This is a genomic window from Pseudomonas sp. SDO5591_S426, assembly GCF_054070755.1.
This window is the reverse complement of the sequence record NZ_JBSVXD010000070.1, coordinates 1-20,550: the sequence shown is the minus strand read 5'-3', so window position 1 is coordinate 20,550 and position 20,550 is coordinate 1. Positions and strand designations below refer to the sequence as shown.

The following is a 20,550-nucleotide window of genomic DNA, read 5'->3' as shown; positions in this document are numbered from 1 at the left end:
GCGGGTCGGATCAGGCCGAAACGCGTGCGATGGTGTCATCGCTGCGCAGGGTGAAGATCTCGTAGCCGGTATCGGTCACCAGCAGGGTGTGTTCCCACTGTGCCGACAGCTTGCGATCCTTGGTGATCGCGGTCCAGCCGTCGCCCAGCACCTTGGTGTCGGCGCGGCCCTGGTTGATCATCGGCTCGATGGTGAAGGTCATGCCGGCCTTCAGTTCCATGCCAGTGCCGGCGCGGCCGTAGTGCAGGATCTGCGGTTCTTCGTGGAAGACTTTGCCGATACCGTGGCCGCAGAACTCGCGAACCACCGAGAAACCGTTCTTCTCGGCGTGCTTCTGGATCACTTCGCCGATGTCGCCCAGGCGGCAGCCCGGTTTGACCAGTTCGATGGCCTTGTACATGCATTCCTGGGTCACTTGCGACAGGCGCTCGGCCCAGACCGGCACGCTGCCGACGTGGAACATGCGGCTGGTGTCGCCGTGGTAACCGTCCTTGATGACGGTGACGTCGATGTTCAGGGTGTCGCCATCCTTCAGCGCTTTCTCGTTCGGGATCCCGTGGCAGACCACGTGGTTGATCGAGGTGCAGATGGACTTGGGGAAGCCCTTGTAGTTGAGCGGGGCAGGGATGGCCTTTTGCTCGTTGACGATGTAGTCGTGGCAAATGCGGTCGAGTTCTTCGGTAGTGATGCCCGGTTTGACATGTTCGGCAATCATTTCCAGCACATCGGCGGCCAGTTTGCCGGCGATGCGCATTTTTGCGATGTCCTCGGGGGTTTTGAGGGTGACGGTCATACAGGCTCTCTCTGCGCTCAACGGCGCTTCACAAACGGAATGGGCAATGCGCGATCGAAGTTCGCAGCCCTGAAAAACGCGATTCTACCAGACGATCAGCGCAAATCCGCGCCTCTGTACATCGCTTCTCTCTATAGAATGGTGCATTCTGGGCGGATTCCAAGGGAGGGAGTACGCTGGTCGCCAGGATTTCAGAATCCGGGTTCCGTTTTTCCCTTCCCTGTGGTATAAAATGCGCCGCTTTCCGGGGATGCCCCGAAAAGCCTAAATCCACACACGTGTCGACACGATGACCTGGGTGCCGCAAGCGTAATTGCTGGTGGTTGGTCATTGGGATACGTGGAGGCCAAACCCGACTTATTAAGGAACTATCATGTCCCAAGTCAACATGCGCGATATGCTGAAGGCCGGTGTGCACTTCGGTCACCAGACCCGTTACTGGAACCCGAAAATGGGTAAATACATTTTCGGCGCGCGTAACAAGATCCACATCATCAACCTTGAAAAAACCCTGCCAATGTTCAACGAAGCTCTGACTTTCGTAGAGCGTCTGGCCCAGGGCAAAAACAAGATTCTGTTCGTCGGCACCAAGCGTTCCGCTGGCAAGATCGTTGCTGAAGAAGCAGCACGTTGCGGTTCGCCGTACGTCGATCACCGCTGGTTGGGCGGCATGCTGACCAACTTCAAAACCATCCGTGCTTCCATCAAGCGTCTGCGTGACCTTGAAGTACAAGCCGAAGACGGTACTTTCGCCAAGCTGACCAAGAAAGAAGCGCTGATGCGCTCCCGTGACCTGGAAAAGCTGGATCGTTCCCTGGGTGGTATCAAGGACATGGGCGGTCTGCCAGACGCTCTGTTCGTTATCGACGTTGATCACGAGCGCATCGCGATCACCGAAGCCAACAAGCTGGGCATCCCGGTTATCGGCGTAGTCGATACCAACAGCAGCCCGGAAGGCGTTGACTACATCATCCCAGGCAACGATGACGCAATCCGCGCTATCCAGCTGTACATGGGTTCGATGGCTGACGCTGTTATCCGTGGTCGCAACAACACTGCTGGCGGCACCGAAGTTTTCGTTGAAGAAGCTCCGGCAGCTGCAGCTGAGTAATTGACGCCCTGGCGTTGACTCAGTAAGCAAAAAGGGGGCTTGGCCCCCTTTTTGCCACCTCGAAAACCATTTGTATGCGGCGCAGCTACAGCATCTGTAACGTGCAGCAGCTTACAAGGGTGGTTCGGGAAGAATTGAACGCCCGTTCGATCGGGTGGAATGGTTGATAACCTATCCAAGAGGAATTTTGAAATGGCAGAGATTACTGCAGCGTTGGTCAAAGAACTGCGTGAGCGTACTGGCGAAGGCATGATGGACTGCAAAAAGGCCTTGACCAAGGCCGGCGGCGACATCGAAAAAGCCATTGATGACATGCGTGCTTCGGGCGCCATCAAGGCTGCCAAGAAAGCTGGCAACGTTGCCGCTGAAGGCGCTATCGCCATCAAGGCCGACGACAAGGCAGCCGTGCTGCTGGAAGTCAACTCGCAGACCGACTTCCTGGCCCTGCAAGACGACTTCAAAAACTTCGTTGCTGCCAGCGTAGAAAAAGCCTTCGCTGAAAAACTGACCGACGCAGCTCCGCTGATCGCCGCTCAGGAATCGGCTCGTGAAGCCCTGGTGGCCAAAGTTGGCGAAAACGTCAACATCCGTCGCCTGGTTCGCGTTGAAGGTGACGTGGTCGGTACTTACCTGCACGGTAACAAGATCGGTGTTGCTGTTGTTCTCAAGGGCGGCGATGTTCAGCTGGCCAAAGAGATCGCCATGCACGTGGCGGCAAGCAACCCTGAGTTCCTGCTGCCATCGCAGGTTTCGCCAGAAGCCATCGAGCGTGAGAAAGCCGTATTCCTGTCTCTGAACGAAGACAAGATGAAAGGCAAGCCAGCTGAAATCGTCGAGAAGATGATCGCTGGCCGTATCACCAAGTTCCTGGCCGAAGCCAGCCTGGTTGAGCAAGCTTTCGTTATGAACCCGGAAGTCACCGTTGGTGCTCTGGCCAAGAAAGCCGGCGCTGAAATCGTTTCCTTCACCTACTTCAAAGTAGGCGAAGGCATCGAGAAGCCAGTTGACAACTTCGCTGAAGAAGTTGCCGCACAGCTGGCTGCCGCCAAGCAATAAGACGGTTTTTTAACTGTCGCCCTGAAGAGGCTGCCCGCTCACGCGCGCAGCCTCTTTTCAGATGGGTTACCAATTTTTAATTGGTTTCCATTTGGAACTGGCTTACAAAGCCATGTTCCGATGGCGCTGAAGCAGCGCCAAGCTAGAGTGAACGCCAGCTGAAAACAGCTCGCAAAGAATTTTTAAAATACGCCGCAGGAGAGATTCGCAATGGCTCAGCAGGGCAGTGGTTATCAGGCTCGCTATAAACGCATTCTACTCAAACTTAGCGGCGAGGCCCTGATGGGCTCGGAAGAGTTCGGGATCGATCCGAAGGTTCTGGATCGCATGGCACTGGAAGTCGGCCAGCTGGTTGGCATCGGTGTTCAGGTCGGTCTGGTGATCGGCGGTGGTAACCTGTTCCGCGGTGCAGCGCTGAGCGCGGCCGGTATGGATCGGGTAACGGGTGACCACATGGGTATGCTGGCCACTGTGATGAACGCCCTGGCCATGCGCGATGCGCTCGAACGTGCCAATATCTCCGCCATCGTGATGTCGGCCATTTCCATGGTGGGTGTGACCGATCACTACGATCGCCGCAAAGCCATGCGCCACCTGAACGCCAAGGAAGTCGTGATTTTCGCGGCCGGTACTGGTAACCCGTTCTTCACTACGGACTCGGCTGCCTGCCTGCGTGCGATCGAAATCGATGCCGATGTCGTGCTCAAGGCAACCAAGGTCGATGGCGTTTACACCGCTGACCCATTCAAAGACCCGCATGCCGAGAAGTTCGATCATCTGACCTACGATGAAGTGCTGGATCGCAAGCTGGGTGTTATGGATCTGACGGCCATTTGCCTGTGCCGCGACCACAAGATGCCGCTGCGCGTATTTAACATGAACAAGCCCGGCGCCCTGCTGAATATCGTGCACGGCGGCGCTGAAGGGACCCTGATCGAGGAAGGCCAACAATGATCAACGAAATCAAGAAAGACGCTCAAGAGCGCATGAAGAAGTCCGTGGAATCGCTGACGCACAACTTCGGCCGTATTCGTACCGGCCAGGCGCACCCAAGCATTCTGGAAGGCGTGATGGTGCCGTACTACGGTTCCGACACCCCGATCAAGCAGGTGGCGAACATCACCGTTAAAGACGCCCGTACCCTGCAAGTCGTTGCCTTTGAGCGCAACATGCTGGGTGCTGTCGACAAGGCGATCGGCAGCGCTGGTCTGAATCTGAATCCGACCAACCTGGGTGAACTGCTGCTGATCTCCATGCCAGCCCTGACTGAAGAGACCCGCAAGGGCTTTACCAAGCAGGCTCGCGATGTTGCTGAAGACGCTCGTGTAGCGGTGCGCAACATCCGTCGTGACGCCAACAGCTCGCTGAAGGATCTGGTCAAGGAAAAGGAAATCAGCGAAGACGAAGAGCGTCGCGCCACTGGCGAGATTGACGATCTGACCAAAAAGTACGTCGCTGAAATCGATGCGAATTTGGCGCAGAAAGAAAAAGACCTGATGGCCGTATAAGGGTCGCGTTTTCATGGAAAAGACCAAGCAGATCGCGCCGTCCGCGGTGCCGCGCCATGTCGCGATCATCATGGATGGTAATAATCGCTGGGCGAAAAAACGCTTTATGCCGGGTGTCGCCGGGCATAAAGCGGGTGTCGATGCGGTTCGTGCGGTCATCGAGGTGTGTGCTGAATCGGGGGTCGAAGTACTGACCCTGTTCGCGTTCTCCAGCGAAAACTGGCAGCGCCCGGCCGATGAGGTCAGTGCCTTGATGGACCTGTTCTTCAAGGCATTGCGTCGCGAAGCCAAGCGCCTGAATGAAAACAACATCAGCTTGCGCATCATTGGCGACCGTTCGCGCTTTCATCCCGAACTTCAGGCTGCCATGCGTGAAGCCGAGGCCATGACGGCCGGCTCCAATCGCTTCATCCTGCAGATCGCCGCCAATTACGGCGGTCAGTGGGATATCGCGCAAGCCGCTCAGCGCCTGGCGCGGGAAGTTCAGGCCGGTCATTTGCGTCCGGAAGACATCACGCCGGACTTGCTGCAAACCTGCCTGGCCACCGGTGACCTGCCATTACCGGATTTGTGCATCCGTACCGGTGGCGAGCACCGCATCAGCAACTTTCTGCTGTGGCAACTGGCTTATGCCGAGTTGTACTTCTCCGACCTGTTCTGGCCGGACTTCAAACACGACGCCATGCGAAACGCGCTGGCCGATTTCGCATCTCGCCAGCGTCGCTTCGGTAAAACGAGCGAGCAGGTCGAGGCTGGAGCCCGGGTTTAATGCTTAAACAACGAATCATCACTGCGCTGATCCTGCTGCCGATTGCCTTGTGCGGGTTTTTCCTGCTCGAGGGGACCGGCTTTGCGCTGTTCATCGGATTGGTCGTGACCCTCGGTGCGTGGGAGTGGGCGCGTCTGGCGGGCTTCGATGCGCAGCCAATGCGTATCGCCTATGCCGCTGTCGTGGCGTTGATGTTGCTGATCATGCATATCCTTCCCGGCCTTGCGCCATGGGTGCTGGGGGCTTCGGTCATCTGGTGGGGGATTGCGACCTATCTGGTGCTGACGTATCCACGCTCCAGCGAGCATTGGGCCAGTGCGGCCTGCAAGCTGGTGATTGGCCTGCTGATTCTGTTGCCGGCCTGGCAAGGCCTGGTAGAGATCAAGAAATATCCGCTGGGTAACTGGCTGATCATGGCGGTGATGGTGCTGGTCTGGGGTGCCGATATCGGTGCGTACTTTTCCGGTCGGGCCTTCGGCAAGCGCAAGCTGGCGCCGCTGGTCAGTCCCGGCAAGAGTTGGGAAGGCGTTTACGGTGGTCTGGCCTTGAGTCTGGTTATCACCGTGCTTGTCGGGTTCTTCCGTGACTGGACGGTTGCCGAGCTGTTCAAGGGTTTGATCTGCGCCGCTGTGATCGTGTTTATCTCGGTCGTGGGCGATCTCACTGAAAGCATGTTCAAGCGCCAGTCCGGGATCAAGGACAGCAGCAATCTGCTGCCGGGTCACGGCGGCGTGCTGGATCGCATCGATAGCCTGACTGCCGCCATCCCGGTATTTGCCGTACTGCTGTGGATGGCTGCACCGTGAGCCGCCCTCAGCAGATTACCGTTCTGGGCGCGACCGGCTCGATTGGTCTGAGCACCCTCGATGTCATCGCTCGTCATCCGGATAGATATCAAGTCTTTGCCTTGAGCGGTTTTACCCGTTTGAGTGAGTTGCTGGCCCTTTGTGTGCGTCACGTTCCGCGGTTCGCTGTCGTGCCTGAAGCCGGCGCCGCCCGTGCCTTGCAGGATGACTTGAGTGCCGCAGGGCTTTCGACCCGCGTGCTGGTGGGTGAGGAAGGTCTGTGCCAAGTCGCCGCCGACCCTGAAGTCGATGCAGTGATGGCGGCCATTGTCGGCGCGGCGGGTTTGCGCCCGACCCTGGCGGCCGTGGAGGCGGGCAAGAAGATTCTCCTGGCCAACAAGGAAGCGCTGGTCATGTCCGGCGCATTATTCATGCAGGCTGTGCGCAAGAGCGGTTCGGTGTTGCTGCCGATCGACAGCGAGCACAACGCGATCTTCCAGTGCATGCCACGGGATTTTGCTCGTGGTCTCGGCGCAGTCGGTGTGCGTCGGATTTTGCTGACAGCCTCCGGCGGACCGTTCCGACAGACGCCGATGGCGGAGTTGGCGCATGTTTCGCCTGAGCAGGCCTGTGCTCATCCGAATTGGTCCATGGGACGCAAGATTTCGGTCGACTCCGCCAGCATGATGAACAAGGGCCTTGAGTTGATTGAAGCCTGCTGGCTGTTTGATGCCAAGCCTTCCCAGGTTGAAGTGGTGATTCACCCACAAAGTGTGATTCATTCGCTGGTCGATTACATCGATGGTTCGGTCCTGGCTCAATTGGGCAATCCGGACATGCGCACGCCAATCGCCAACGCGCTGGCGTGGCCTGAGCGAATTGATTCGGGTGTACCGCCGCTGGACCTGTTCGCCGTCGCGCGTCTGGACTTCCAGGCGCCGGACGAAGAGCGTTTCCCTTGCCTGCGGCTGGCCCGTCAGGCTGCCGAAGCGGGTAACAGCGCGCCAGCGATGTTGAATGCGGCAAATGAGGTCGCTGTGGCGGCGTTTCTCGACGGACGGGTTCGTTACCCGGAAATCGCGAGTATCATCGAGGAAACATTGAATCTTGAGCCTGTGGTAGCAGTGGATGATCTTGAGGCAGTGTTCACGGCGGACGCGAAGGCGCGTGTGCTGGCCGAGCAATGGTTGAGTCGTCACGGGCGGTAAGTGCTGCAATGTGTTGGCCCATGCAGCACCGGATCGGAATGCGGAGAAAGTAGATGAGCGCGCTCTATATGATTGTCGGCACCCTGGTGGCTTTGGGTGTGCTGGTTACCTTCCACGAGTTCGGCCACTTCTGGGTCGCGCGTCGCTGTGGGGTCAAGGTGCTGCGTTTCTCCGTAGGCTTCGGCATGCCGCTGCTGCGCTGGCACGACAAGCAAGGCACCGAGTTCGTCCTTGCCGCCATTCCGCTGGGCGGCTACGTAAAAATGCTCGATGAGCGTGAAGGCGAAGTGTCCGCCGATCAGCTCGATCAATCCTTCAATCGCAAATCCGTTCGTCAGCGCATCGCCATCGTCGCGGCCGGGCCGATTGCCAACTTTTTGTTGGCACTGGGTTTTTTCTGGGTGGTGGCCATGCTCGGCAGCGAGCAGGTACGCCCGGTCATCGGCGCAGTAGAGTCCGGTAGTATCGCCGCCAAGGCGGGTTTGAGCGCGGGCCAGGAAATCATCTCCATCGATGGCGAGCCGACGTCCGGCTGGGCGGCGGTGAACTTGCAGTTGGTGCGTCGCCTTGGGGAGAGTGGTTCCCTGCAGGTATCGGTCCGCGAGCAGGGCTCCACGATCGATTCGCCCCGTGAGCTGGCGCTGGATAAATGGCTCAAGGGTGCTGACGAGCCGGATCCGATTCGTTCGCTGGGGATTCGTCCATGGCGTCCGGCATTGCCGCCGGTCCTGGCTGAGCTTGATCCCAAAGGTCCGGCGCAGGCTGCCGGCCTGAAGACCGGTGATCGCCTGTTGGCGCTTGATGGCAAGTCGCTGGATGACTGGCAGCAAGTGGTCGATACCGTACGTATGCATCCTGATACCAAGATCATGCTGCGTGTCGAGCGCGACGGTGCTCAAATCGACGTCCCGGTCATGTTGGCTGCTCGCGGCGAGAAGAAGTCGCCAAGCGGTTATCTGGGGGCGGGAGTAAAAGCGGTGGACTGGCCACCGGAGATGATTCGCGAGGTCAGTTACGGACCTTTGGCCGCGATTGGAGAGGGGGCTCGACGCACCTGGACCATGAGCGTGCTGACCCTCGATTCACTCAAGAAAATGTTGTTCGGCGAGCTCTCGGTAAAAAACTTGAGTGGACCGATAACCATTGCTAAAGTGGCGGGCGCTTCGGCCCAGTCGGGTGTCGCTGATTTCCTGAATTTCCTTGCTTATCTGAGTATTAGCCTGGGGGTTCTGAATTTGCTGCCCATTCCTGTGCTGGATGGGGGGCATTTGTTGTTTTATCTGATTGAGTGGGCGCGTGGTCGTCCCTTGTCGGATCGGGTGCAGGGTTGGGGGATACAGATCGGTATCAGTTTGGTGGTTGGAGTGATGTTGCTTGCTCTGGTCAACGATCTGGGTCGTCTGTAACACTTCGCTGAATTGCGAATCTGCCGCATTTTGCGGCAGTTTGTTTATTGCCAGTTGGAATAAGAAAGGACTTCATGAAACGTCTGCTGCTAACTGCGGTTCTCACCGTATTGATGATCGCCGAAGTTCACGCCGAGTCCTTCACTATCTCTGATATTCGCGTCAATGGCCTCCAGCGGGTCTCCGCGGGTAGCGTCTTTGGTGCTTTGCCGTTGAACGTCGGCGAGCAGGCGGACGATCGTCGCCTGGTGGAATCCACTCGTGCGCTGTTCAAAACCGGGTTCTTTCAAGATATCCAGCTGGGCCGCGACGGCAACGTCCTGGTTATTACAGTAGTCGAGCGTCCGTCGGTTGCCAGTATCGAGATCGAAGGCAACAAGGCGATCTCGACAGAAGACTTGATGAAAGGCCTCAAACAGTCCGGTCTGGCCGAAGGTGAAATCTTCCAGCGCGCCACCCTCGAAGGTGTACGTAACGAGCTGCAGCGCCAGTACGTCGCCCAGGGTCGCTACTCGGCTACCGTCGACACCGAAGTGGTGCCGCAGCCGCGCAACCGCGTTGGCTTGAAGGTCAACATCAACGAAGGCACCGTTGCCGCTATCCAGCACATCAACGTGGTGGGCAACACCGTCTTCCCGGATGACGACCTGATCGACCTGTTCGAACTCAAGACCACCAACTGGCTATCGTTCTTCAAGAACGATGACAAGTACGCCCGTGAAAAACTCTCCGGTGACCTGGAGCGTCTGCGTTCCTACTACCTGGACCGTGGCTATATCAACATGGATATCGCTTCGACCCAGGTGTCGATCACGCCGGACAAGAAGCACGTCTATATCACTGTCAACATCAACGAAGGCGACAAGTACACCGTTCGTGATGTGAAGTTGAGCGGCGACCTGAAAGTGCCTGAAGACCAGGTTAAGTCCCTGCTCCTCGTGCAAAAAGGCCAGGTGTTCTCGCGCAAGCTGATGACCACCACGTCTGAGCTGATCACCCGTCGTCTGGGTAACGAAGGTTATACCTTCGCCAACGTCAACGGCGTGCCACAGCCGCACGATGATGATCACACCGTAGACATCACCTTCGCTGTCGATCCGGGCAAACGTGCTTACGTGAACCGCATCAACTTCCGTGGCAACACCAAGTCCGAAGACGAAGTGCTGCGTCGTGAAATGCGTCAGATGGAAGGCGGCTGGGCTTCGACCTACCTGATCGACCAATCCAAGACCCGTCTCGAGCGTCTGGGCTTCTTCAAGGAAGTCAACGTTGAAACGCCAGCGGTGCCAGGCGTTGATGACCAGGTCGATGTGAACTACAGCGTAGAAGAGCAAGCCTCCGGTTCGATTACCGCCAGCGTCGGTTTCGCCCAGAGCGCGGGTCTGATCCTCGGTGGTTCGATCACCCAGAACAACTTCCTTGGTACCGGTAACAAGGTCAGCATCGGCTTGACCCGAAGCGAATACCAGAGCCGCTATAACTTCGGTTATGTCGACCCCTACTGGACTGCTGACGGCGTGAGCCTGGGTTACAACGCGTTCTACCGCACCACCGACTACGATGACCTCGACGTCGATGTAGCGAGCTACTCCGTAGACAGTCTGGGTGCGGGCGTTAGCGTTGGTTATCCGATCAGCGAAACTTCGCGTCTGACCTTCGGCCTGACGGCTCAGCAGGACGAGATCAAGACCGGTGTCTACACCGTTGACGAGATCTTCGACTTCGTTGACAAGGAAGGCGACAAGTACCTGAACTTCAAGGCTTCGGCCGGTTGGTCCGAGTCCACCTTGAACAAAGGCGTGCTCGCGACGCGTGGTCACTCCCAGAGCCTCGTGCTGGAAACCACGACGCCGGGCAGCGACCTGTCGTTCTTCAAGCTCGATTACCGTGGCCAGTTGTTCCAGCCGTTGAGCGACAACTACACCATGCGCCTGCATACCGAATTGGGTTACGGCGATGGCTACGGTTCGACCGATGGCTTGCCATTCTATGAAAACTACTATGCTGGTGGTTTCAACTCGGTTCGCGGCTTCAAGGACAGCACCCTGGGTCCTCGCAGTACGCCAAGTACCGGCAAGAACCCTGGCACTGCGGTCGATCCGGACCAGGATCCGCTGCCGTTCGGTGGTAACGTCCTGATCCAGGGTGGTGTGGAAGTTCTGTTCCCACTGCCGTTCGTGAAGGATCAGCGTTCCCTGCGTACCTCGGTATTCTGGGATGTGGGTAACGTGTTCGACTCGTCGTGCTCGGATACCACAAACGCCGATGGCACGAAGTCCAACACCAAGTGCAACGATATCAGCTTGAGCAATATGGCCAGCTCCGTCGGTGTGGGTGTGACCTGGGTCACCGCACTGGGTCCTCTGAGTTTCGCACTGGCCATGCCGGTCAAGAAACCGGATGACGCTGAAACTCAAGTGTTCCAATTCTCCCTCGGCCAGACGTTCTAATCGTCTGACCCAAGATAACGACAATGGATTTTTAGGGGTGCATCGTGCGTAAGTTGACTCAATTGGTTCTCCTGGCTTCCGTACTGGTAGCAGGTCCGGCATTTGCCGACATGAAAATCGCCGTTCTGAACTATCAGATGGCTCTGCTGGAATCCGATGCGGCCAAGAAATACGCCGTGGATGCCGAGAAGAAGTTCGGTCCTCAACTGACCAAGCTCAAGACTCTGGAAAGCAGCGCCAAGGGTATTCAGGATCGTCTGATGGCCGGTGGCGACAAAATGCAACAAGGCGAGCGTGAGCGTCTGGAGCTTGAATTCAAGCAAAAGGCGCGTGACTTCCAGTTCCAGTCCAAGGAACTGAACGAAGCCAAAGCCGTTGCCGACCGTGAAATGCTCAAGCAGCTCAAGCCGAAACTGGATAGCGCTGTGGAAGAAGTCATCAAAAAAGGTGCTTTTGACCTGGTCTTCGAGCGTGGCGCAGTGATTGATGTCAAACCTCAGTACGACATCACGCGCCAGGTTATCGAGCGCATGAATCAGCTGAAGTAATCCATGACAGCGACCATTAAGCTCGGCCAATTGGCCGAGTTCCTCGGCGCCACCCTGCGTGGCGACCCGGAGAAAGCAATTACTGGGCTAGCCACCTTGCAGGAGGCTGGCCCAGCTCAGTTGAGCTTTCTGGCAAACCCCCAATACCGCAAGTTCCTGGCAGGCAGCCAGGCGGCAGCCTTGTTGCTCAAGGCCGCTGACGCTGAAGGTTTTGACGGCAATGCACTGGTAGTACCTGATCCGTACGCCGCCTACGCTCGTGTTTCTCACCTGTTCGATCCCAAGCCCAAAGCGGCCGCCGGTGTTCATCCGACGGCGGTAATTGCGGCGGACGCTGTGGTTGATCCGGGCGCAAGTATCGGGGCATTTGTGGTGATCGAAAGCGGGGCGCATATTGCTGCAGGTGCCACCATTGGTGCGCATTGCTTCATCGGTGCCCGAAGTGTCATCGGCGAAGGTGGCTGGCTCGCACCGCGCGTGACCCTGTATCACGACGTTCGCGTCGGCAAACGGGTGGTGATTCAGTCCGGTGCCGTGCTCGGTGGCGAAGGCTTCGGTTTTGCCAACGAGAAAGGTATCTGGCAGAAAATCGCCCAGATCGGTGGTGTACTGGTAGGTGACGACGTGGAGATCGGCGTGAATACCGCTATCGACCGTGGTGCGCTGGCCGATACCATCATCGGTAATGGCGTGAAGCTCGACAACCAGATTCAGATTGCCCACAACGTTCAGGTGGGTGATCACACGGCCATGGCCGCGTGCGTGGGTATCTCCGGCAGCACCAAAATCGGCAAGCATTGCATGCTCGCCGGTGGCGTAGGGCTGGTGGGGCATATCGATATTTGCGACAACGTTTTCATCACCGGGATGACCATGGTGACCCACTCGATCACCGAGCCGGGCGCGTATTCTTCCGGTACGGCGATGCAGCCGGCAGCCGAGTGGCGCAAAAGCGCGGCACGTATTCGTCAGCTCGATGACATCGCGCGGCGTTTGCGACAGCTGGAAAAGCAAGCAGGGGAAGTGACCCCTGGCGGTAATGCTTCATCAGATGGCTGATACCATTTCCATATCAAGTGTGCACAGTCGCTAAACTGCGCCCTTGATTTGCTAGAGGAGTGCACGTCAGTCGCGCTCCCAATCTTTACATAGGCTTCCCCCCGAAATGATGGACATCAACGAGATTCGCGAATACCTGCCTCACCGTTACCCGTTCCTGCTGGTGGACCGGGTCGTGGATCTGGATGTGGAAGGCAAGCGCATTCGCGCCTACAAGAATGTCAGCATCAACGAACCGTTCTTCAATGGTCACTTCCCCGCGCATCCAATCATGCCGGGCGTACTGATCATCGAGGCGATGGCTCAGGCTGCCGGGATCCTTGGTTTCAAAATGCTCGACGTGAAGCCGGCCGACGGCACGCTTTACTACTTCGTTGGCTCCGACAAGCTGCGCTTCCGCCAGCCGGTGCTGCCGGGCGACCAGTTGATCCTCGAAGCCAAGTTCCTCAGCTGCAAGCGTCAGATCTGGAAGTTCGAGTGCCAGGCTTCGGTCGATGGCAAGCCAGTCTGCTCCGCTGAGATCATCTGCGCGGAACGCAAACTATGAGTTTGATTGACCCTCGCGCAATCATCGATCCGTCGGCCGTACTGGCCGACGGTGTCGAGGTAGGGCCGTGGTCGATCATCGGTGCAGGTGTGGAAATCGGCGAAGGAACCGTCATCGGGCCTCACGTGATCCTCAAGGGCCCGACCCGAATCGGTAAGCACAACCGCATCTACCAGTTCTCTTCGGTAGGTGAGGACACGCCGGATCTGAAATACAAAGGCGAAGAAACGCGCCTGGTGATCGGTGACCACAACGTCATTCGCGAAGGCGTGACGATTCACCGTGGGACGATTCAGGATCGTTCGGAAACGACCCTGGGCGATCACAACCTGATCATGGCCTACGCGCACATCGGTCACGACAGCGTCATCGGCAACCACTGCATCCTGGTCAACAACACCGCGTTGGCTGGTCACGTGCACGTGGAAGACTGGGCGATCCTCTCCGGATTTACCCTGGTCCACCAGTATTGCCACATCGGTGCCCACAGCTTTTCCGGTATGGGGACCGCCATCGGCAAGGACGTTCCTGCCTATGTCACGGTATTCGGCAATCCCGCCGAGGCTCGCAGCATGAACTTCGAAGGCATGCGCCGTCGCGGCTTCAGTGAAGACGCGATCCATGCGCTGCGTCGCGCCTATAAGGTGGTCTACCGTCAGGGCCTGACAGTCGAGCAGGCACTCACCGAGCTGGCCGAATCGTCGATCCAGTTTCCGGAAGTTGCGGTGTTCCGCGACTCCATCCAGTCTTCGACCCGCGGTATCACCCGCTAATCATGGCCAATCTGCGAATTGCGCTGGTGGCGGGTGAGGCTTCCGGCGACATTCTTGGCGCGGGTCTCATGCGTGCGCTCAAGGCTCGCCATCCGGCGGTCGAATTCATCGGCGTCGGTGGTCCGCTGATGCAGGCCGAGGGCCTGACCTCGTATTTCCCGATGGAACGCCTGTCGGTCATGGGCCTGGTGGAAGTGCTGGGTCGGTTGCGTGAATTGCTGGCGCGTCGCAAGAAGCTGGTCGCCGACCTGATCGCTGCGAAGCCGGACGTGTTCATCGGTATCGATGCCCCGGACTTCAACCTCAACATCGAACTCAAGCTGCGTCAGGCCGGGATCAAGACCGTGCACTACGTCAGCCCGTCGGTCTGGGCCTGGCGGCAGAAGCGGGTGCTGAAGATTCGCGAAGGTTGCGACCTGATGCTGACGCTGTTCCCGTTCGAGGCCAAATTCTACGAAGAGAAGGGTGTGCCGGTGCGGTTTGTCGGACACACCTTGGCCGACGCCATTCCGCTTGAAGCCGACCGAGCTGCTGCGCGGGCCGAACTGGGACTGCCTGACGGGCCATTGGTTGCGCTGATGCCCGGCAGTCGTGGCGGCGAAGTGGGCCGTCTCGGCGCATTGTTTCTCGATACGGCCCAACGCCTGCGGGCATTGCGCCCCGGTGTGCGGTTTGTAGTGCCTTGCGCCAACCCACAGCGTCGGGCGCAACTTGAAGAACTGTTGGCCGGTCGCGATTTGCCGCTGACCTTGCTCGACGGCAAGTCCCATCTGGCATTGGCGGCATGTAACGCTGTGCTGATTGCCTCAGGTACAGCAACGCTTGAAGCCTTGTTGTACAAGCGGCCGATGGTGGTTGCCTATCGCCTGGCACCGCTGACGTTCTGGATTCTCAAGCGCATGGTCAAAAGCCCCTACGTCTCCTTGCCGAACCTGTTGGCCCAGCGCCTGCTGGTGCCCGAGTTGCTGCAGGACGATGCGACGGTCGAAGCCCTGGCCCAGACCTTGTCGCCGCTCATCGAGGGTGGCGAAGAGCAGACCCGTGGCTTCGATGAAATTCACCGCACCCTTCGTCTGGATGCCTCCAACCAGGCCGCGGATGCAGTGCTCAACCTGATCGGCCAAGTACAATGAGTAAGACAAGCATGCAGATGGGACTGGATTTCACCTTGGTTGCTGAAGTTGAAGATTTGGTTGCCGGCGTCGATGAAGTCGGACGCGGTCCGCTCTGTGGTGCCGTGGTAACGGCGGCGGTGATCCTCGACCCTAACCGGCCGATTCTGGGCCTGAACGACTCGAAGAAACTCACCGAAGCCCGCCGCGAAAAGCTCTACGACGAAATCTGCGAAAAAGCCCTGAGCTGGTGCATCGCCCGCGCTGAAGTCGAAGAAATCGACGAGCTGAATATCCTGCACGCCACCATGCTGGCCATGCAGCGAGCCGTTGCCGGGCTGCACATACAACCGAAACTGGCGATGATCGACGGCAACCGTTGCCCGAAACTGCCGATGCGCGCCGAAGCGGTAGTGCAAGGCGATGGCAAGGTTCCGGCCATCGCGGCGGCATCGATTCTGGCCAAGGTCAGCCGCGATCGCGAAATGGCCGCGTTCGAATTGATTTATCCGGGTTACGGCATCGGCGGTCATAAAGGCTACCCGACCCCCGTTCATCTGGAAGCGCTCGCACGGCTTGGGCCGACCCCGATTCACCGGCGTTCGTTTGCTCCGGTGCGCATAGCCTATGAAGCGTTGGAAATCGTCATAGAGAGCTAGTCGCAAGGCTGATTTTTTCTGCCAAGGCCCGGTACAATCCGGGCCTTGTTGTTTTCACGTTTACAGACAGGATCACTATGCCGGCTTCATTCGTTCACCTACGCCTGCACACTGAGTACTCCCTGGTCGACGGTCTGGTGCGGATCAAACCGCTGGTCAAGACTCTCGTCGGCATGAACATGCCTGCCGTAGCGGTCACCGATCAGAACAACATGTGTTCTCTGGTCAAATTCTATAAAAACGCCATGGGCGCCGGGATCAAGCCGATCTGCGGCGCCGACCTGTGGTTGTCGAACAAGGATCCGGATAACCCCCTGAGTCGCATCAGCTTGCTGGTGATGAACGCCGCGGGCTATCGCAACCTCACCGAGTTGATCTCTCGTGGCTTCATCGACGGCCAGCGCAATGGATCGATCATCATCGAGCGTGAGTGGGTGGCTGAAGCCAACGCTGGCTTGATTATGCTGTCGGCGGCCAAAGAAGGCGAAATCGGCCAGGCCATGCTCAGCGGCAATCCGGACGAAGCCGAAACGCTGGCGCGTGAGTGGATGGCGGTATTCCCCGACCGGTTCTATCTGGAAATCCAGCGCACCAATCGCCCCAACGATGAAGAACAACTGCACGGCGCCGTGGCCTTGGCCGAGAAGATCGGTGCGCCGCTGGTCGCGACCAACGATGTGCGCTTCATCAAGCAGGAAGACTTCGCGGCCCACGAAACCCGCGTATGTATCGGTGAAGGCCGTGCCCTCGACGATCCGCGGCGTTCGAAGAATTACAGCGATCAGCAGTACCTCAAAAGCGCCGAGGAAATGGCTGAGCTGTTCAGCGATATTCCCGAAGCGCTGGAAAACACCGTCGAGATTGCCAAGCGTTGCAACATCGATGTGAAGCTGGGCACACACTTCCTGCCCAACTTCCCGATTCCCGATGGCATGACCATCGACGAGTATTTCCGCAAGGTGTCGTTCGACGGCCTGGAAGAACGACTTAGCGTTTTGCTGCCCAAGGACACCACCGAAGACTACGAGGCCAAGCGTCAGGTCTACGTCGACCGGCTGAATTTCGAGCTGGATATCATCATCCAGATGGGGTTCCCCGGTTACTTCCTGATCGTTATGGACTTTATTCAGTGGGCCAAGAGCAACGGCGTGCCGGTAGGTCCAGGCCGGGGGTCGGGCGCCGGGTCGCTGGTGGCCTATGTGCAGAAGATCACCGACCTCGATCCGCTGGAATATGACCTGCTGTTCGAGCGTTTCCTCAACCCGGAACGGGTATCCATGCCCGACTTCGACGTCGACTTCTGCATGGATGGTCGCGACCGCGTGATCGACTACGTGGCCGAAAAGTACGGCCGCAACGCGGTAAGCCAGATCATCACCTTCGGTTCCATGGCGGCAAAAGCTGTGGTCCGCGATGTGGCGCGGGTGCAGGGCAAGTCCTATGGCCTGGCGGATCGTCTGTCGAAGATGATTCCGTTCGAAGTCGGCATGACCCTGGAAAAAGCCTACGAACAGGAAGAGATCCTGCGTGACTTCATCAAGGTCGATGAGGAGGCTGCGGAAATCTGGGAGATGGCGCGCAAGCTTGAGGGCGTTGTGCGTAACGTCGGCAAGCACGCCGGTGGTGTGGTTATCGCACCGACCAAGCTGACCGACTTCTCGCCGATCTATTGCGACGAGGCCGGCGACGGCCTGGTAACCCAGTTCGACAAGGACGACGTTGAAGCTGCCGGTCTGGTGAAGTTCGACTTCCTCGGTTTGCGGACCCTGACGATCATCGACTGGGCGCTGAAAACCATCAACCGCGACCGCGCCAAGGTCAACGAGCCGCCGCTGGATATCGCGTTCATCCCGCTGGACGACAAACCGACCTACACGCTGCTGCAGAAAGCCGAAACCACGGCCGTGTTCCAGCTTGAATCGCGCGGCATGAAAGAGCTGATCAAAAAGCTCAAGCCCGACTGCCTGGAAGACTTGATTGCACTGGTGGCACTGTTCCGTCCCGGCCCGCTGCAATCGGGCATGGTTGACGACTTCATCAACCGTAAGCACGGTCGCGCCGAACTGGCCTATCCGCACTCGGACTACCAGTACGAAGGCCTCAAGCCAGTACTGGCGCCGACTTACGGCATCATCCTGTATCAGGAACAGGTGATGCAGATCGCCCAGGTCATGGCCGGCTACACCCTCGGCGGTGCGGACATGCTGCGTCGAGCCATGGGTAAGAAAAAGCCCGAGGAAATGGCCAAGCAACGCGGCGGTTTCATTGAAGGTTGCGCCACCAACAATATCGACGCTGACCTCGCCGGTAACATTTTCGACCTGGTGGAAAAATTCGCCGGTTACGGCTTCAACAAATCCCACTCCGCCGCCTACGGCCTGGTGTCGTACCAGACCGCATGGCTGAAAACGCATTACCCGGCACCGTTCATGGCAGCGGTACTGTCGGCGGACATGCACAACACCGACAAGGTCGTGACCTTGATCGAAGAAGTGCGGACCATGAAGCTGCGCCTCGACGCGCCGGACGTGAACACCTCGGAGTTCAAGTTCACGGTGAACGACGAAGGCCGGATCATTTATGGTCTGGGCGCGATCAAGGGTGTCGGTGAAGGCCCGGTGGAGGCAATTACCGAAGCGCGTCAGCACGGTCCGTTCAAGGACTTGTTCGACTTCTGCGCCCGGGTCGACCTCAAGCGCATCAACAAGCGAACCCTCGACGGCTTGATTCGAAGCGGTGCGCTGGATCGTCTGGGTCCGTATTTCCATGACGAGCAAAAAGCCTATCAGGCCAATATCGACCGCAATCGCGCGGTGCTGCTGACGGCCATGGAAGAAGCGATCAAGGCCGCCGAACAGACCGCGCGTACCCAGGACAGCGGTCACTCCGACTTGTTTGGCGGTCTGTTTGTCGAAGAAGACGCCGACGTCTATGCCAATCACCGCAAGGCCAAGGAACTGACCCTCAAGGAACGCCTGAAAGGGGAGAAAGACACCCTCGGCCTGTACCTGACCGGTCACCCGATCGACGAATACGAAGGTGAAATCCGTCGTTTCGCCCGCCAGCGAATCATTGATCTGAAACCGGCACGCGATACCCAGACGGTCGCCGGCATGATCATCGCCTTGCGGGTAATGAAGAACAAAAAGGGCGACAAGATGGGGTTCATCACCCTTGACGACCGCTCTGGACGGATCGAGGCTTCGCTGTTTTCCGAGTCGTTTCATGCCGCGCAGTCACTGTTGCAGACCGACGCCATGGTGGTGGTCGAAGGTGAGGTCAGCAACGATGACTTCTCCGGTGGCCTGAAATTGCGGGTCAAGCGGGTGATGAGCATGGAAGATGCGCGCACCAACCTGGCCGAGAGCCTGCGTTTGAAACTGCACACCAAGGACCTCAAGGGCGATCAGCTACGCTGGCTGGGCGAGTTGTTGAAGCGTCACCGCGGTGCGTGTCCGATCACCATGGACTACACCAGTCCTGACGCGAAGGCCTTGCTGCAGTTCGGCGAAGGCTGGCGAATCGATCCGGCGGATGCATTGATTCAAGCCCTGCGTGACCAGTTCGGGCGAGACAACGTCTTCCTCCAATACCGTTAACGGTCAGGGTGCCATTACGTATCCTGAACTTGACCAGAATTTTTAATCTCGACCTGAACGCGCCTCTCCCTTAAGGTAGGGCGCGAATAGACAACCGGCCGGCCCAAGATCACTTGGGACTCGACCCAAGACGGACGCCTATGAACCCGAATTTTCTAGATTTCGAACAGCCGATCGCCGACCTGCAAGCCAAGATCGAAGAGTTGCGCTTGGTCGGTAATGACAATTCGCTGAATATCGGCGATGAGATCTCCCGCCTGCAGGACAAGAGCAAAACGCTGACCGAAGACATCTTCGGCAAGCTGACCAGCTGGCAGATCGCACGTCTGGCGCGTCACCCGAAGCGTCCGTACACCCTGGACTACATCGAACACATCTTCACCGAGTTCGACGAGCTGCACGGTGACCGTCATTTCTCCGACGACGCTGCCATTGTCGGCGGTATCGCCCGCCTGGACGACCAGCCGGTGATGATCATCGGTCACCAGAAGGGCCGTGAAGTGCGCGAGAAGGTTCGCCGCAACTTCGGCATGCCGCGTCCGGAAGGCTACCGCAAGGCTTGCCGCCTGATGGAAATGGCCGAACGCTTCAAGATGCCGATCCTGACCTTCATCGACACCCCGGGTGCTTACCCTGGCATCGACGCTGAAGAGCGCAACCAGAGCGAAGCGATCGCCTGGAACCTGCGCGTCATGGCTCGCCTGAAAACCCCAATCATCGCCACCGTGATCGGTGAAGGTGGTTCCGGTGGTGCACTGGCGATTGGCGTTTGCGATCAACTGAACATGCTGCAGTACTCGACCTACGCGGTGATCTCGCCGGAAGGTTGCGCTTCGATCCTGTGGAAAACCGCCGAGAAAGCACCGGACGCCGCTGAAGCCATGGGCATCACCGCTGAGCGCCTCAAAGGCCTGGGCATCGTCGACAAAGTGATCGGCGAGCCTTTGGGCGGCGCGCACCGTGATCCAGCCACTGCGGCTGCTTCGATCCGTGCCGAGCTGAGTTCGCAACTGGCGATGCTCAAGAAGTTCGACAACAAGGCGCTGCTGGACCGTCGTTACGAGCGCCTGATGAGCTACGGTCTCTAACTGACCTCGCGGCAACCTTGTAGGAGCTGCCGAAGGCTGCGATCTTTTGATCTTGTTTTTTTAGAATCAAAGTCAAAAG

18 protein-coding genes are annotated in these 20,550 nt (G+C 58.1%); 17 read left to right on the top strand and 1 reads right to left on the bottom strand.

The window, feature by feature from the left end:
* Nucleotides 1-10 precede the first annotated feature (10 nt).
* Nucleotides 11-793, bottom strand: a complete 783-nt coding sequence (map, locus tag ACW9JC_RS15690; protein ID WP_338585031.1) for a type I methionyl aminopeptidase — start codon at nt 791-793, stop codon at nt 11-13.
* Between the two features lie 373 nt (nt 794-1,166).
* Between map and rpsB the strand changes: the two genes are divergently transcribed.
* The 17 genes from rpsB (at nt 1,167) to ACW9JC_RS15605 (ending at nt 20,471) form a co-directional block, all read left to right on the top strand.
* Nucleotides 1,167-1,904, top strand: coding sequence for a 30S ribosomal protein S2 (rpsB, locus tag ACW9JC_RS15685; RefSeq protein WP_150704235.1), 738 nt, complete (start codon nt 1,167-1,169; stop codon nt 1,902-1,904).
* A gap of 192 nt (nt 1,905-2,096) precedes the next feature.
* Nucleotides 2,097-2,960 carry a translation elongation factor Ts gene (tsf, locus tag ACW9JC_RS15680; RefSeq protein WP_338585032.1) on the top strand — a complete coding sequence of 288 codons (864 nt, stop codon included), beginning with the start codon at nt 2,097-2,099 and terminating at the stop codon, nt 2,958-2,960.
* A gap of 210 nt (nt 2,961-3,170) precedes the next feature.
* Nucleotides 3,171-3,914, top strand: a complete 744-nt coding sequence (gene pyrH, locus ACW9JC_RS15675; RefSeq protein WP_003172271.1) for a UMP kinase — start codon at nt 3,171-3,173, stop codon at nt 3,912-3,914.
* Nucleotides 3,911-4,468 carry a ribosome recycling factor gene (frr, locus tag ACW9JC_RS15670; protein WP_338585033.1) on the top strand — a complete coding sequence of 186 codons (558 nt, stop codon included), beginning with the start codon at nt 3,911-3,913 and terminating at the stop codon, nt 4,466-4,468. The genes pyrH and frr overlap by 4 nt, the downstream gene beginning before the upstream one ends.
* Before the next feature lie 13 nt (nt 4,469-4,481).
* Nucleotides 4,482-5,237: a polyprenyl diphosphate synthase gene (gene uppS, locus ACW9JC_RS15665; RefSeq protein ID WP_448106558.1), complete on the top strand. Its 756-nt coding sequence runs from the start codon at nt 4,482-4,484 to the stop codon at nt 5,235-5,237.
* Nucleotides 5,237-6,043, top strand: coding sequence for a phosphatidate cytidylyltransferase (locus ACW9JC_RS15660; RefSeq protein ID WP_338585035.1), 807 nt, complete (start codon nt 5,237-5,239; stop codon nt 6,041-6,043). The genes uppS and ACW9JC_RS15660 overlap by 1 nt, the downstream gene beginning before the upstream one ends.
* On the top strand, nt 6,040-7,230 hold the full coding sequence (gene ispC, locus ACW9JC_RS15655) for a 1-deoxy-D-xylulose-5-phosphate reductoisomerase (protein WP_338585036.1): 1,191 nt from the start codon (nt 6,040-6,042) through the stop codon (nt 7,228-7,230). The genes ACW9JC_RS15660 and ispC overlap by 4 nt, the downstream gene beginning before the upstream one ends.
* A gap of 53 nt (nt 7,231-7,283) precedes the next feature.
* Complete coding sequence (gene rseP / locus ACW9JC_RS15650; RefSeq protein ID WP_457455893.1) at nt 7,284-8,636, top strand: sigma E protease regulator RseP; 1,353 nt, start codon at nt 7,284-7,286, stop codon at nt 8,634-8,636.
* 74 nt (nt 8,637-8,710) lie between these two features.
* On the top strand, nt 8,711-11,086 hold the full coding sequence (bamA, locus tag ACW9JC_RS15645; protein ID WP_457455891.1) for an outer membrane protein assembly factor BamA: 2,376 nt from the start codon (nt 8,711-8,713) through the stop codon (nt 11,084-11,086).
* Between the two features lie 44 nt (nt 11,087-11,130).
* A complete protein-coding gene (locus tag ACW9JC_RS15640) occupies nt 11,131-11,634 on the top strand; it encodes an OmpH family outer membrane protein (RefSeq protein ID WP_007990260.1) in 504 nt (167 codons plus the stop codon).
* A gap of 3 nt (nt 11,635-11,637) precedes the next feature.
* Nucleotides 11,638-12,693, top strand: coding sequence for a UDP-3-O-(3-hydroxymyristoyl)glucosamine N-acyltransferase (gene lpxD / locus ACW9JC_RS15635; protein WP_457455889.1), 1,056 nt, complete (start codon nt 11,638-11,640; stop codon nt 12,691-12,693).
* A 106-nt stretch (nt 12,694-12,799) separates the two neighbouring features.
* Nucleotides 12,800-13,240, top strand: a complete 441-nt coding sequence (fabZ, locus tag ACW9JC_RS15630; protein WP_007907157.1) for a 3-hydroxyacyl-ACP dehydratase FabZ — start codon at nt 12,800-12,802, stop codon at nt 13,238-13,240.
* Nucleotides 13,237-14,013: an acyl-ACP--UDP-N-acetylglucosamine O-acyltransferase gene (gene lpxA, locus ACW9JC_RS15625; RefSeq protein ID WP_457455887.1), complete on the top strand. Its 777-nt coding sequence runs from the start codon at nt 13,237-13,239 to the stop codon at nt 14,011-14,013. The genes fabZ and lpxA overlap by 4 nt, the downstream gene beginning before the upstream one ends.
* A 2-nt stretch (nt 14,014-14,015) precedes the next feature.
* The gene (gene lpxB, locus ACW9JC_RS15620) at nt 14,016-15,146 is read left to right on the top strand and encodes a lipid-A-disaccharide synthase (RefSeq protein WP_416128086.1); all 1,131 of its coding nucleotides are present in this window, start codon (nt 14,016-14,018) and stop codon (nt 15,144-15,146) included.
* An 11-nt stretch (nt 15,147-15,157) separates the two neighbouring features.
* Nucleotides 15,158-15,784 (top strand): ribonuclease HII, encoded by a 627-nt coding sequence (gene rnhB / locus ACW9JC_RS15615; RefSeq protein ID WP_457455903.1) that lies wholly within the window; start codon nt 15,158-15,160, stop codon nt 15,782-15,784.
* A 77-nt stretch (nt 15,785-15,861) separates the two neighbouring features.
* Complete coding sequence (gene dnaE, locus ACW9JC_RS15610; protein ID WP_457455885.1) at nt 15,862-19,383, top strand: DNA polymerase III subunit alpha; 3,522 nt, start codon at nt 15,862-15,864, stop codon at nt 19,381-19,383.
* Nucleotides 19,384-19,523: 140 nt separating this feature from the next.
* Nucleotides 19,524-20,471 (top strand): acetyl-CoA carboxylase carboxyltransferase subunit alpha, encoded by a 948-nt coding sequence (locus ACW9JC_RS15605; protein WP_338585043.1) that lies wholly within the window; start codon nt 19,524-19,526, stop codon nt 20,469-20,471.
* The last annotated feature ends 79 nt before the right edge of the window (nt 20,472-20,550 follow it).